13 protein-coding genes are annotated in these 14,545 nt (G+C 38.9%); 8 read left to right on the top strand and 5 right to left on the bottom strand.

The window, feature by feature from the left end:
- Window positions 1-154: 154 nt before the first annotated feature.
- The gene (locus H5159_RS16160) at window positions 155-1,492 is read left to right on the top strand and encodes an ankyrin repeat domain-containing protein (RefSeq protein WP_182780649.1); all 1,338 of its coding nucleotides are present in this window, start codon (window positions 155-157) and stop codon (window positions 1,490-1,492) included.
- Between the two features lie 80 nt (window positions 1,493-1,572).
- Here H5159_RS16160 and H5159_RS16155 read toward each other — a convergent pair whose 3' ends face one another.
- From H5159_RS16155 to H5159_RS16135, 5 genes are read right to left on the bottom strand one after another with little or no spacing between them, the layout of a single operon-like run.
- Window positions 1,573-2,016 (bottom strand): DUF2069 domain-containing protein, encoded by a 444-nt coding sequence (locus H5159_RS16155; RefSeq protein ID WP_182780648.1) that lies wholly within the window; start codon window positions 2,014-2,016, stop codon window positions 1,573-1,575.
- Entirely contained in the window at window positions 2,013-2,567 is a 555-nt protein-coding gene (wrbA, locus tag H5159_RS16150) for an NAD(P)H:quinone oxidoreductase (RefSeq protein ID WP_002961459.1), read from the bottom strand. The genes H5159_RS16155 and wrbA overlap by 4 nt, the downstream gene beginning before the upstream one ends.
- The gene (arsC, locus tag H5159_RS16145; protein WP_024595681.1) at window positions 2,567-2,914 is read right to left on the bottom strand and encodes an arsenate reductase (glutaredoxin); all 348 of its coding nucleotides are present in this window, start codon (window positions 2,912-2,914) and stop codon (window positions 2,567-2,569) included. Before arsC ends, wrbA begins: the two co-directional genes overlap by 1 nt.
- A 53-nt stretch (window positions 2,915-2,967) precedes the next feature.
- Entirely contained in the window at window positions 2,968-4,425 is a 1,458-nt protein-coding gene (locus H5159_RS16140) for a M48 family metalloprotease (protein ID WP_039487326.1), read from the bottom strand.
- Window position 4,426: 1 nt separating this feature from the next.
- On the bottom strand, window positions 4,427-5,092 hold the full coding sequence (locus H5159_RS16135; protein ID WP_024597628.1) for a hypothetical protein: 666 nt from the start codon (window positions 5,090-5,092) through the stop codon (window positions 4,427-4,429).
- A gap of 145 nt (window positions 5,093-5,237) precedes the next feature.
- Between H5159_RS16135 and H5159_RS16130 the strand changes: the two genes are divergently transcribed.
- The 7 genes from H5159_RS16130 to H5159_RS16100 all read left to right on the top strand — a co-directional run bounded on the left by H5159_RS16130 (window position 5,238) and on the right by H5159_RS16100 (window position 14,459).
- On the top strand, window positions 5,238-5,456 hold the full coding sequence (locus H5159_RS16130; protein ID WP_002961455.1) for a sulfurtransferase TusA family protein: 219 nt from the start codon (window positions 5,238-5,240) through the stop codon (window positions 5,454-5,456).
- Window positions 5,449-6,525, top strand: coding sequence for an AI-2E family transporter (locus tag H5159_RS16125; RefSeq protein ID WP_024606584.1), 1,077 nt, complete (start codon window positions 5,449-5,451; stop codon window positions 6,523-6,525). Before H5159_RS16130 ends, H5159_RS16125 begins: the two co-directional genes overlap by 8 nt.
- A 135-nt stretch (window positions 6,526-6,660) precedes the next feature.
- Window positions 6,661-8,916: an aminotransferase class V-fold PLP-dependent enzyme gene (locus H5159_RS16120; RefSeq protein WP_182780647.1), complete on the top strand. Its 2,256-nt coding sequence runs from the start codon at window positions 6,661-6,663 to the stop codon at window positions 8,914-8,916.
- Window positions 8,917-9,316: 400 nt separating this feature from the next.
- Entirely contained in the window at window positions 9,317-10,963 is a 1,647-nt protein-coding gene (gene pgi / locus H5159_RS16115; RefSeq protein WP_039487336.1) for a glucose-6-phosphate isomerase, read from the top strand.
- A gap of 269 nt (window positions 10,964-11,232) precedes the next feature.
- Complete coding sequence (zwf, locus tag H5159_RS16110; RefSeq protein WP_182696114.1) at window positions 11,233-12,705, top strand: glucose-6-phosphate dehydrogenase; 1,473 nt, start codon at window positions 11,233-11,235, stop codon at window positions 12,703-12,705.
- 2 nt (window positions 12,706-12,707) lie between these two features.
- On the top strand, window positions 12,708-13,418 hold the full coding sequence (pgl, locus tag H5159_RS16105) for a 6-phosphogluconolactonase (protein ID WP_182693523.1): 711 nt from the start codon (window positions 12,708-12,710) through the stop codon (window positions 13,416-13,418).
- A 336-nt stretch (window positions 13,419-13,754) separates the two neighbouring features.
- Window positions 13,755-14,459 carry a SapC family protein gene (locus H5159_RS16100; protein WP_024597622.1) on the top strand — a complete coding sequence of 235 codons (705 nt, stop codon included), beginning with the start codon at window positions 13,755-13,757 and terminating at the stop codon, window positions 14,457-14,459.
- Window positions 14,460-14,545: the final 86 nt, after the last annotated feature.

Here is a 14,545-nt window from a genome sequence, read left to right as displayed (position 1 = left end):
GGTATAATCCTAAAGGATTGTTGTTATTGCGTAATTTTGCGCTAGCAGCAAAACAAAGGTGTGCTAGAATATCGGCACTTTGATTAAGCGTGGTGTCAGCTTAAAACTGATATAACTTACCACCCCCAAGCCACACTGGAGTTGTGTTGTTTTAATGGAAAATGTACTGATTTGGCCAAAGGAATACCCATTACTTATTAAAGGACTGGTAGAACAAAACGGTGCCTTTATTTTAGATGCTTTGGAAGCTTGGCCTGCTTGTCGTTCTACAAATGAAGACGATGGTGTATGCACCACCGTGCTGCCACCTATTTATTATTTGGCATGGCTAACCCCGCTGGAGCCATTTGAAGAATGTTACTTTCAACATATCTCTGAATATGACGAAGACGCACAAGCGTATATTAGTGCGGTTAAAAGCCATTACTACGATAATGAATTCACCCCTGAAAGCTTAGTGCTTATGCTGTGCCAGCGCCTTGAAAAATACGCAAGCGTGGCTGCACAAAATACCATAGATACGCCACTGTCTTTAGTTGATTTATTTTTTAGTAAACGCTACTTCACCTTAATTGAGCATGCGTTAAATAATAAAAGTAAACTCTCGGCAAAGGACACATTAGCGCTTTGGAAGGAAGTTGATTTTAGAGAGCGCCTAAGTGCGTTTATTCCAGAGTCTATTGCTGATTTAGATACTCTCTCTGAACTTGCAAGCGAAAAAGTAGCTGCGGGTAAAGACTATTTTACGCTGCTTACGCAGGTTTCTCCTGATGTTGACTCTGTTGTTCTCTTAGAAAAAGCTTTGCTTACTCATTTACGTAAAAAAACAGCTAAGCAAACAATGGCTATGCGTTTTATTGAACAAGGCGCTACTGGTGTACTTGCTGATGAAAACAATAAAACAGCCTTTATGTGGGCCGCCGAAAAAGGCTTTGTAAATGTGGTTGAAACGCTACTTGCAAAGCAAGACAAAAAAGCGACAGATAACTTAGGTAATACTGCGCTTCATTATGCTGTGTTTGCTAAAAATGAGTCGTTAATGGTGCTGCTTATTAAAGCCGGATACGATTTTAGAGCACGTAATAAAGAAGGTTTAAGCTGTTACCGTTTAGCGGTGAGTATTAAAGCTAATAACTTAGTTAAATGTTTAGAGCGTGACTTTGGTATTAAAGAACTTTCGTCAGAAGGGCAGTTCGATCGCATTAAAAAAGTGCATGTGCTACATGCTATTGTGACTATATTGCTGCCTTTACAGTTGTTTTTCTTTTTTGATGAAACCCTCTCAATTAAAAGTGAGCTGACGCTGGGTTTAACTATGACTGCGGTGATTTGTTTTTTCTTTGCGACCACATTAAAGCGCTGTGCGCTATATCCACATATTAAACACCCTTGGGGTTTATTTGTGCTTAGAGGCTTTTCGTTTATTAGCTTAATTGCTCAAATAGGGTTGGCGAGTATTGTGGTGCTAGCTGCCTTGAGCGATTTAGTTTAGCTAGTTTTAAACAATTAATAAAAAACGCGCTTAAAGTAATTTAAGCGCGTTTTTTTGTATATAGCGTTTATGGTTAAGCCTTATTTACCGTGCTCATTTGCTGCTTTTTCTTCAGCTAATTCTTCTTTAAGCTTACGGATTTTTAAACCTTGTTCTTGTCCACGATGTCTTGCGTAGTAAGTACAACCAATAAACATTGAAGAGGCAAACACCAGTTCTAACAACACCCAAATTAATTCATCTGGTGCTGCCCACAGCATGGTAAGACCGTGGATAAAATAAAGCATTACAATAAAGTTAGCCCACGCATAGGTGTATGTGTTGTCTTGAATTATGCCTCTTAGCGGCAGCAGTAAAGGAATGATAGGAAAAAACAATGACACCCAACTAGTATTACCGTCTAGAGGGGGTACAAAATACATCCACAAAGGAACCAGAATAAGTAAACCAACATAGCCAAATAGTGCGGCACGTTGAAATTTTACCGTAATCGGCTTTTTAGCTGGACTGTCAGCTGTATTCATTTAAGTTTTCTCGCAATGTGAGTAAGGCGTTTACCAACGCTTTGGCATATTTTAATTTCGTCTTTGCTTAGCTGTGCACTATTAGCGCTGCCAGCGACGTGTGTTGCACCGTATGGTGTTCCACCGGTTTGTGTTGCAAGTAGTTCGGGCACATCATATGGCACGCCCATAAGCATCATACCGTGGTGTAATAGTGGCAAAGATAAGTTAAGTAAGGTTGCTTCATTTCCACCATGCATGCTACTTGATGACGAAAATACACACGCTGGCTTATCGATTAATTGGCCTTTTAGCCACAAGTCGCTGGTGGTTTCCCAAAAGCTTTTTGCTTGAGAGGCCATCATGCCAAATCGAGTTGGTGTACCAAATGCTAAACCATCGCAATTTATTAAATCATCTTTGGTGATCACAATATCGTGCGCGTTTTTAGCCACAAAGGTGCGAAGTAGTGCACTAGCACCTTGTTGCTCTATCGACTCTGCTATCTCGTGAGCCATTGCTTCAACTGAGCCATGGCTTGAGTGATAAAGCACCACTATGGTTGCACTCATTATAAAACGCTTAGTACGTTTTCTGGTGGACGACCAATCGCTGCTTTATTGTTATTAACTACGATAGGGCGTTCAATCAATTTTGGGTATTTAACCATAGCGTTAATAAGTGCGTCCTCATTTGTTTCATCTTTCAAATTAAGCGCTTTGTAGTCATCTTCTTTTGTGCGCATCATTTCACGTACGGATGAAAAACCAAGTTGGATTACAAGCGTTGAGATTTGCTCGTGAGTAAGAGGGGTTTTTAAATACTCTACAACACTTGGCTCTATCGCTTTACTTTGCAGTAGCGCTAGCGTTTCGCGTGATTTAGAACAACGTGGGTTGTGGTAAATAGTAACAGACATAAAATGATTCCAAAGTGTGAATTGCGTCTATTTTAGGGTAAGCGCTTGCAGACTTAAAGTCTTGCAAGCTCTTTTTGTAAAAGTCGATACTGGGTAAGTAGTGCTTTTAAACGTTGTTGCTTTACAAGTTCGGTTGGCTCTACGAAGTTAAGTGCTTTTTGTACTTCGTCTGCGGCTTTTAAATAAGCACCGTATTGAGCCAATACATCGGCGTTCGCTTCGTGATATGAGGCTAATTTATCTTGTTTTTTATACGCATCAGCCAGAAGTTGCTTACCTAGGTTATGATCTGGCTTTTCGAGTAAAAAACTTTTCAAAATATTTTCGGCTAGTTCATATTGCTCAGCTTCAAGTGCTGCGTTGGCATAGTTGAGCGTAATTACCTGATTATTAGGGCGATACTGATTTAAATCGGCTAAAAATTTTACGGCTTCATCTGCCTTTTTTTGCGCGATGAGTAAATCGGTATGGGTATCTATATAAAATAGGTTTTTAGGATCGTTTTTTAAAAGCTCATCTAGTATTGGGGCTGCTTCATCAAGCTTTTTTTGATCAAGTAAGCTAATAGCTAAACCGTACTTTAAAGCGGTGTTATCGTAGCTATTTTCGCGTAGTCGTTTTCTAAATAGGTCTTCGGCGTTTTCTGGTTTGTTGTCGTAGCGCGCAAGCACGCGGCTTTTAGCTAAATTAAACTCAAGACTGGCACTCATATGACGCACAGGAAATTGCTCTGCACGCAAACGTACATCAGATACTCGACTCTCTGGTAATGGGTGAGTAAGTAAAAACGCAGGTGGTTTATATTTATAACGAATTTGCGCGGCAAGTTTAGTTAAAAATTCGCTTGATGCACGAGCATCAAAGCCTGCATTGTTAAGCGTTTGCATGCCTATGCGGTCAGCTTCTTGCTCGGCTGAGCGACTATGCGTTAACTGACTAAAAGCAGATTGTGTTTGGCTGGCAGATATAATCGCAATACCCGCATCTGGTGCAACAACGGTTGCTAATATGCCGGCTATCATACCGGCAATAGTCAGCGCGCTGTTATCTTGTTGTTGCTGTATTCTTCGTGCTAAGTGGCGCTGTGTCACGTGAGCAATTTCGTGACCAAGCACTGAGGCAAACTGACTCTCGTTATCGGCTTGCGCTATTAATCCTGTATGCACGCCTACATGGCCGCCATAAAAGGCGAAGGCATTTATTTCTGAGTTGTTTATCCAAAAAAACGAAAACGGAAAGCGCACGTCATTAGCATTAGCAACGAGTTTACGGCCAATAGTTGTAAGGTATTCATCAAGCACTGGGTCATTTATTACTGGTGATGAGCCTCGTATTTGCATCATCATTACTTCGCCAATGGCTTGTTCTTTTTCGAGTGGCAGTGCTTGTAATGCAGATGTCCCTAAATCAGGAAGCGTAAAGTTGGTTTGCGCTTTTAAAGGTTCGCTTATTAATAAGCTAAACGTAAGCGCAGCACTGCATAAAGTGATAAATGCTGATTTTAGCTGCATTTTATTCCTTGTTAATTTGTTCGCCAATTGCAATTTTGGCTATGTCTATTTCGTCACTGCTTGCACGGCTGTCTTTTTCGCACAATTGGTACAGTTCTTTTATTGTGACTCCATCAAGCTTTACAACGTTCAATTCTCGCTGCAAAAAAGTAATAATTTTATGTACTACTTTGTGTGCATGTAAAATAATGGCTTTATCTGCTTTGTCGCCTCGTTCAAAGTAAAAGCCAATAAATTTATGTAACTGACTTATTCTGATCAAGTTTTTCATTGAATGTGGGTCCCACACTCTAAATTCCATAAAGCGATTGTTTTTTATGTATTGATCAACAATAACATCTTTAGCATAAGGCTGTGCCCATAGCTCAAAGCCTCTGTCGGTAAACACTTGGTGCAACGCAATACGTGGCTTATGTTTGGTATGTATTTCACCTAAGTTATCTTCATAGCCTTCTAATAAATCTAAGTTCCAATTACGTTTATCTAAAAGTTGTTTAACTGCATTGTCGAACCCATGATCTAAAATTCCTTCTGATTCGCTTATTGATGAGGCAACAAGGTGATAAAAAGGAGGTAGTTCGCCCCAATTAATCTGCTTTTTAAACCAATTAATCTCTTTGAGTGTTGGATTACTTGGTAGTTGCGCTTTATTATGCGTGCCAGGCATTAACTTATCCTTACTGCTAGTTATGTTATAAGGATAAACTATTGCAGGAATTGTTTTAACAAAAAGTTACAACGGTTTGAGTATATAAATACGTAGACCGTAAATATGCGACTTATTATTCATTTACTATACGGATAAAGTAGTTATGGTAGAGCGCGATTTAAAAGAGTTTAAGTGTCCTCAGCAGTTTGTGCAGTTTAAGCTTGCGCTTCGAAGTGCACAGTCATCAAAACAACGCATCACTTTTAGTCTGAACAAAGGTGAAAGTGCGAACGACATTGAACGTTTTTTGCAAAAAAATGCTTATAGTTACAATTTTGATAAACAACGTGGGTTGTTATTAGTGGAGCCATTACATGTTTGAATACGTAAAAACATGGTACGAAAGGAAGTTCTCGGATCCTCATTCGTCTACCTTATTATTTTTATTATTGGTATCAGTTGCCTTACTTTACTTTTTTGGCGCGTTAATTGTTCCTGTGCTTGTTGCACTGGTTATCGCTTATTTACTAGATTGGCCGGTTGTTCATTTAGAGCGTGTTGGCTTAAAACGTTTTACTGCAACAATTATTGTAATGTTGATATTTATTAGCATTATGCTCACTCTTATTTTAGTTATTGGCCCAGTGCTTTGGAAGCAAACCAGTAACTTAGTGCAAGAAACACCGCATATGCTAGAGCAGGGGAAGTCTTATTTAATGGCTTTACCTGAACAATACCCAAGTTTAATTAATATAGAACAAGTACAAGCTATTGTTGCAACGGTAGAAGCTAAAATTATTGAGTTTGGTCAAGCGGTATTATCGTTTTCACTTACGTCTTTAAAAGATGTTGTTGCTTGGCTTATATATTTGGTACTTGTGCCGTTACTGGTGTTTTTTATGCTTAAAGATAAGCTGGAGCTGACAGGGAGTATAGCTAAACTGATCCCGCAGCAACGACGCTTGATTTTACAAGTGTGGAACGAAATGAACCAACAAATTATGAATTACATTCGCGGTAAAGTATTCGAAATTTTAATTGTTGGTGGTGTGTCTTTCATTGCATTTACTGTTTTAGATTTGCGCTATGCAGCTTTACTTGGTGTGCTTGTTGGCTTTTCGGTATTAATTCCATTTATTGGCGCGGCACTCGTCACTATTCCGGTAGCGGCAGTTGCACTGTTTCAGTTTGGATTAGAAACGCAGTTTTGGACCATTTTAATTATTTATGGAATTATTCAGGCGCTTGATGGCAATGTACTGGTACCGCTGTTGTTTTCTGAGGCAGTTGATTTAAATCCGGTATTTATAATTGTCGCGGTATTATTTTTTGGTGGCTTATGGGGGTTTTGGGGCGTATTTTTTGCCATCCCACTGGCCTCATTAGTAAAAGCGCTAATAACAGCTTGGTCGTCAACGCACGAAGAGATCAGCAAAGAGCTCAGTGAATAGTTAAGCAAACAGACTTTTAGTTTAAAAAAGCATAGTAAACGCACCTCTAGTGCTAATTGATTATTACTCATTACCTGTAAATTTATGTACTATTGGTAATAAGATATATTTTTTAGTAATAAGGTGCGTTTTTTAATGTCTGAGTTTTTATTGCACGATGAGCCAGTAAAACAAGTTTACCTTGATGCAAATGCAACGACCCCTGTGTTGCCTTGTATTGCTGATGTTGTTTCTCATACCATGCAAATATGTTTTGGTAATCCTTCAAGCCCGCATATCACAGGTATTCAAGCCAAGCATTTATTAGAACAAACACGTCAAAAGGCACGCACGGTTATTGGCGCAACTAATGGCGATATCCTATTTACCTCTGGTGCAACGGAGGGTATTCAAACTGCGGTGGTTTCTACATTAATTAATGCTAAAAAGCAGTCTATTAAAAACCCTGTATTATTATATGGCGCAACTGAGCATAAAGCGGTGCCAAATACACTTAAACATTGGAATAGCGTACTTGACGTTAATGCTGAGGTGCTTGCTATTCCGGTTGATAGTAACGGTATTTTAGATTTAGATTTTATCGCAGAGCATATTAATAATGCTTTGATGATTTGCACCATGGCCGTTAATAACGAAACCGGTGTATATCAAGATTTACCCGCTATAGAGCAGGTAATTCGTAGCCGTAACAAAAATGTATCGTGGATGGTGGATTGCGTGCAGGCACTCGGTAAACAAGCGCTCGCACTGAGTAATACAACTATTGATTACGCTCCTTTTTCGGGGCATAAGCTTTACGCACCTAAAGGTATTGGCTTTTTATATATTCGTAGTGGCAGTGCGTACACACCTTTTATAGCGGGTGGCGGTCAAGAAAGTGGAATGCGCTCAGGCACCGAAAATCTACCCGGTATTGCAGGGTTAAATAAACTATTTAGTATGTTGCTTGATAAATCAGACGATACATTTAAACCAATTAGCATACTTAACTCTTATCGAAGCCAGTTACAAAGCGCGATAAAAGACACCTTTGGCGATATTACATTCAATCATGATTTTGCTTATAGCGTGCCTACCACACTTAACTTTGCGGTAAACGATTTAACGAGCAAAGAAGTGATTGATTTATTTGATGCTGCGGGCATTCGCGTAAGTGGTGGCTCGGCTTGTAGTACGGGCGCATCAACAAGTTTTGTTTTAGATGCAATGGGTGCAAGTAAGTGGCAAAGTGAAAATGCGATTAGGCTATCGTTTGGACCTGCGGCAACACAACACGATATTGATGATGCTTGTGTGCGGATTCGCGCTCTTAAAGCAATACTACAGGCTAACTGTTTAATTGTATCTGATAGCACTACACCACAACAAGAGGTGTGCGCACTTGGCCTTACTCAGTTTAGGCACCAAGGAGCATGTAGTTGGCTTTATGTAAGCGATGATAAGCGCGCAGTTATAATAGACCCGATTGTTGAGCTTATTCCGCGTTTTGAAAAAATAGCCAATACACAAAACTTAACTATATCAGCGGTGCTTAATACTCATCTGCATCAAGAGCGAGAGTCAGCGACTAATTTATTAACCAGCGTTCTTGCATCAAGAGTTGTAAAAGGTGAGGTTGATGCTTTAGGTTGGCCACTAAATGCAGAAAGTATTAGCTTAGCAAATGACGTACTTGAAAAAATAGCGACACCTGGGCACAGCAAAGATAGCGTAAGTTATTTATTAAAAAATAGTAATGGCGAAACGCGTTATTGTTTTTGTGGTGATTTAATTTTGCCTGCAGGGCTTGGCAATACATCGCTTATAGGTGGGGATGCAAAAGCAATGGCACGCTCTATTTTAGCAATAAGCGAGCAACTTAATAGCACCAGCATTATTTGCTCAGGGCACGACTACCAACAATGTTTTGCCATGAACTGGGCTGTACAACAAAACCAAACGCCATTACTCAATGCGTTAGTAAGCGGCAGTATTTCAGTTGATGAATTTACAATACAAAAGCAGCAGTACGACGCTTCAAAGCAAGTAAATAACACGCAATTGTGTGGTTATGTAAATGCATTGCCTGAGATTGATACACAGCAATTAAATTTTGATGACGCTAAAGCAATGTTAAACACCAGCGATGTGTATTTAATAGATACTCGGGAGCCGTATGAACATGGAGCAAATAATGTTGCTCAGTTATTTAATACACTAGATGAAAAAACATTAAATATACCGCTTAGCAGAATGGCAAATGCGGTATTTGAAGGGCAGTTAAGTAAAAATAACAACTATATTTTATTATGCCGCAGTGGTAACCGCTCAAAGATTGCTGCGAGCAATTTAATGCAGCTAGGATACAAAACTGTTTATAACCTAAGTGGTGGGCTAGCGCTTAGTAATTAAGCAAAGATTTTAATTTATACAAAATCGGCTTTAGAGCCGATTTTTTGTTTTTAAGGTTTATTTGTTTGCAAGGCAAACAATTACAGTAATTAGTGAATAACTATGAAAAGTAATTAGCAGCGCTTATAAAAATTCATTAATATTTCATTTTGATTGATTAAGCTATGCCGTTGCCTTTAAAATTACAGGTAAATTAATTTATAAAATTTTTATGATACCGGTGTCAAAAGCTAAAAATTGCGTTATCATCTGCACATAAAATTATAAAAACAGCACTTTTTTTGCATTTTTAGTTATACTATTTGCGCTTTAATTTAGTGTGAATAAGTAGTATTAAGAGTTTTGCTTTTATAAAAAACATTTTTAAATCAATTGATTGAAAAAAATAGAGGATATTTCCATGTCTAACCGAACGCAACTAGCAAGTTGGCAAGCACTAGAACAAAGTGCAGCTAAGATGAAACAAACACATCTAAAAACGTTATTTGCACAAGATGACACGCGCTTTTCTCAGTTTTCTACTCAAGTACCAGGCGTATTATTCGACTATTCTAAGCAACTTATTGATAACGATGTTTTTGCTAACTTAATGTCGCTTGCTAAAGAATGCGATATTGCATCGTGGCGCGATAAAATGTTTAGCGGGGAAAAAATAAATATCACTGAGGACCGCTCAGTTTTGCATACGGCACTTCGTAATCGTGCTCACACTCCATTAATTGTTGATGGCGAAAACGTGACACAAGCCGTAGACAACGAATTAGCTAAAATTAAAGTGTTTGTAGAAAAAGTTCGTAGCGGTAAATGGTTAGGCTATACCGGCAAAGCGGTAAAAGATGTTGTAAGTATTGGTGTTGGTGGCTCTAACCTTGGTCCACAAATGGCAACTGAGGCATTAAAAGCACTTGCTGATGATACGTTAAATGTTCACTACGTATCTAATGCTGACGGTGTACAAATTTCGTCTATATTAAAAGCCATTGACCCTGAAACAACATTATTTGTTATTTCGTCAAAAACATTTACTACGTCAGAAACCATGACAAACGCAAAGACGGCGGTTGACTGGTTTTTACAAACAACAAAAGATGAAAGTACAATTGCAAAGCATTTTGTTGCAGTAAGTACAAATTTAGAAAAAACGGCAGCCTTTGGTATCAGCGACGAAAACGTATTCACTATGTGGGATTGGGTTGGTGGTCGCTTTTCACTTTGGAGTGCGATAGGCTTACCAATTGCATTATATTTAGGCTACGACGCCTTTGAAGCAATTTTAGAAGGTGCGTTTGAAATAGACGAGCACTTTAAATCTGCGCCGTTTGAACAAAATATACCATTAATTATGGCATTGCTTAGTGTATGGAACACGAGCTTTTTAGGTTATACAGCGCAAGCTATATTACCGTACGATCAAGCACTGCATATGTTGCCTGCGTATTTACAGCAAGGCGAAATGGAAAGTAACGGTAAACACGTTAACTTTGCAGGCGAAACGGTACCTTATACTACGGTTCCAATTATTTGGGGCATGACGGGTATTAATGGCCAGCACGCATTTTATCAGTGTTTACACCAAGGTAATGTAATTGTACCTGCAGATTTTATTGCATCAGTTAAGCCACAAGTGAATGTTGATAAGCATCACGATATTTTATTATCGAATTTCTTTGCACAAACAGAAGCGATGATGAGTGGTGTAGATGCAGCGCAAGTTACAGCTGATTTAACCGCTAAGGGTAAATCGCAAGCAGAGATTGATGAGTTATTAAATCATAAAATTCATCAAGGCAATCGTCCTACAACGTCTATGCTATTAGATACAGTAGATGCTAAAACAGTGGGCCGTTTAATTGCACTGTATGAGCATAAGATATTTTGCCAAGGCATTATTTTAGAAATATGCTCGTTTGACCAATGGGGTGTAGAGCTGGGTAAAGGTTTAGCATCTAAAATTGAGAGTGAACTCACTGATGATAGCGTGAAACACGCTCATGATAGTTCTACAAACGGCTTAATGGCGTACTACAAACAAAACCGTACGCAGTAAAAAATTCGCTTACGCAAGTAAGTAAACCGAGTACCTTTGAACGGGTAGCGCTGGAGTGCTTAGGGTCTGTATTTTTGTGAGAGGAGATACAGGGCCCCTAAGGCTCATTTAATAAGCGCAATGATAAACAATAATAATAAATCATCGATACAGAACAATTCAGCAGGCTTTTATTTAAATACAGCTATAAAAGCCATCTAATCTAGCAATAAATAGGCATACCCGCGCATTTACAAAATGTACTGGGTATCACAACGTAGAGAGTAACTATGCTTAATCCTTTTGATATTATAATTTTTGGGGGCGGTGGTGATCTTGCGTTACGCAAATTGCTACCTGCAATGTACAGAGCATATCAAGAAGGTAACTTACCTGAAGGCTCACGTATCCTACCAACAGTGCGCGAAGAATCGAAACGTGCTGAATACATAGAAACAGCGCATAAAGCATTACAAGAATTTTTAAGCAAAGGTGAGTTTAACGCTAAAGATTGGAAAGCGTTTTCTACTTTTTTAGTGCCAGTGGTAAGTAATGTTACAGAAGCAGACGACAACTGGGATGTGCTAAAAGGCATTTTAGATGAGCACGAAAGCACTAAGTCTCGCGTGTTTTACTTATCGCTTCCGCCTGCTGTTTACGGCACATGTTGTGAAATATTATCGACTAAAGGTTTAATTACCCCTACATCACGCGTTGTTGTTGAAAAGCCAATTGGTTATTGCGGTGATTCTGCTGAAGCAATTAATGGAAAAATTGCAGAGTTTTTTAATGAAGAACAAATTTTCCGTATTGACCATTACTTAGGTAAAGAAACAGTACAAAACTTAATGGCGCTGCGTTTTTCAAACTCATTGTTTGAAAATATGTGGGATGCTAAATCTATTGATAATATTCAAATTAGCTTGTCAGAAACGGTTGGTCTTGAAAGCCGCGCTGGTTTTTATGATAAAGCCGGTGCACTTCGTGACATGGTTCAAAACCACTTATTACAACTACTTTGCTTAGTTGCAATGGAGTCGCCTAATAAGCTAAACGCTAACAGCATTCGTAACGAAAAACTAAAAGTATTAGAAGCACTTCGCCCGCTTGTAGATGGTGATGTTGATGAAAATATTGTTCGTGGTCAATACGTACCAGGTGACTTAAACGGTAAAATTGTACCGGGTTACTTAGAAGAGCTAAATGAAGGTTCTAGTAAAACAGAAACGTTTGTAGCTATTCGCGCGCATATTGATAACTGGCGCTGGGCAGGTGTTCCATTTTACCTTCGTACGGGTAAACGTATGGCTAAGCGCTGTGCAGAAATTGTGGTTGAATACAAAAAAGTATCTCACAATATCTACGAAGATAACGTGGGCAATATCGAGCCGAATCGCCTTGTTATTCGTTTGCAGCCAGAGGAAACAATTCAACTAACGCTTATGTCTAAGCGCCTTGATAATCTTCAAATGCAACTTGAGCCAGTAACAATGAATATTGAGCTTTCACAAGCTTACAGCAATGGTTTCCATTCAGATGCGTACAAGCGTTTAATGCTTGATGCTGCTGCAAATAACCCATCGTTATTTATTCACCGTGATGAAGTGCGCCAAGCGTGGAAGTGGATTGATCCAATTATTGATAGATGGCAAGGCAAAGGCAAACCTGCGCTTTACCGTTCTGGTAGTTGGGGACCTGATGATGCTGATGAATTATTAGCAGAAAACAACCACGTATGGTTTAACACAGGCGATAAGGTATAAGCATGGCAACATTAGTTGAAAAGTTTTTTGACGATAAAGACGCGTTAACAGCTGAGCTTTCTGCAACGCTTGAGCAATCATTACGTGATGGCATTAAAAACGATGGCCGTGCTGTATTAATGGTGTCGGGCGGCTCGTCTCCTGCGCCCGCTTATAAGCATTTATCAACGCTTGATTTAGATTGGCAACATGTTGATGTTGCTATGGTTGATGAGCGTTGGGTAGATCCAAACCATGAAAAAAGTAATGAAGCATTTATTAAAAGTACTTTATTACAAAATCATGGTAGTGCTGCCAACTTTATTACTATGAAGAACGCTGCAGCAACGGCTCAACAGGGCGCACAAGAGTGTGAAGCGGCTTATAGCGAGCTAAAAAGCCCATATGATGTAACTATTTTAGGTATGGGCCCAGATGGCCATACAGCGTCGTTATTCCCAAATGCAGACGGTTTAGAGCATGGTTTAACAACTGAGCAAACAGTATGTGCGATTAATGCGATACAAAGTGATGTGACGGGTAGTATTACTGAGCGAATGACGCTTACGTTAAATGCCATTGCGCAATCTAAAGTGGTTAAGCTTTTAATTAGCGGTGAAGAAAAACTCGCTGTTTATAAGCAAGCAAAAGCGGGCGGCGATGTTAATGACATGCCACTTCGCGCTGTGCTTAATCACCCAAGTATAAATATTGAAGTATATTGGGCGCCTTAATTTAGATGCCAATTTAACTTTTAAAGGCCGCTTATATAAGCGGCCTTTTTTATTTGCTTAAATTTAAGCCTAAACACTGCAAAAAAATAGCTTTGAACTGTTAACCAATGTTAATGAATAACTTTGGTTTGTATTAAAATTAACCACGAAGTGTGTTGTTTTTGAACAAAATTTATGAGTTTGAGCTGTATGTTTTTTAGCAACGTTCAGATTTAGTTAAATTTTATTTTTTCATGGTTGTTGTCATAAAAGTTTCCCTTCCTTTTTTAGCTCAAAAGCATTAGCCTAAAGGCATTAACAATGAAACATATAAATTAAAATAAACGGAGCAGTAACATGGCGGAGCAACAAGTACAGCCTTTACACAACGAAAAACATGCCAACACTAAAATTCAAAACGGCATCAATGTAGAATTCATGAAAACTCAACACTTAGTGCCAGTAGTTGCACATGAGTTTGCACGTGTAGCAAACGAGTTTCCAATGTCATTCGTTAAAAATAACGAAACCGGCACTTTTCAAGCAGTTGCTATGTTTGGCTTAGAGCCAGGCGAAAACCTTTTTGTAGAAGATGGTAAATGGACTGCAGCATTTGCACCTATGGCATCTACTCGTTACCCACTTGGTTTAGTTAAACACCCAGATCAAGATCAATACGGTATCGTAATTGACGAAGCAAGTGCGCTTGTTGGTGAAGACGAAGGTAATGCATTATTTGAAAACGGCGAAGAAACAGATTACCTAAAACGTCGTAAAGAAGCGCTAGTATCATTTATTGAGTTTTCTCAAGTAACTGAAGCGTTCACTAAATTCCTTGCTGATAAAGAGCTACTAATTGCGCAAACGCTAACAGTAGACATTAAAGGCGAGAAAAAAGACATCAACGGTATTTACCTTATCGATGAGAAAAAACTAAACGAGTTAAGCGATGCTGATTTCTTAGAGCTTCGTAAACGTGGTTACTTAGCACCAATTTACTCGTTCTTAACGTCTACTCACCAAGTAGCACGTTTAGCGCGTTTAAAAGCTAAACAAGCTTAATTACAAACACGTAAAATTTTAAAAAGCGCCTTAAGGCGCTTTTTTTATGCCATTAAACTCACTTTAGTTGAAATTAAGTCCGTAAC

The organism is Pseudoalteromonas sp. SG43-1 (assembly GCF_014164415.1).
GTDB lineage: Bacteria > Pseudomonadota > Gammaproteobacteria > Enterobacterales > Alteromonadaceae > Pseudoalteromonas > Pseudoalteromonas distincta.
The sequence above is the reverse complement of the archived record's forward strand: the minus strand, read 5'-3'. Positions and strand labels throughout refer to the sequence as shown.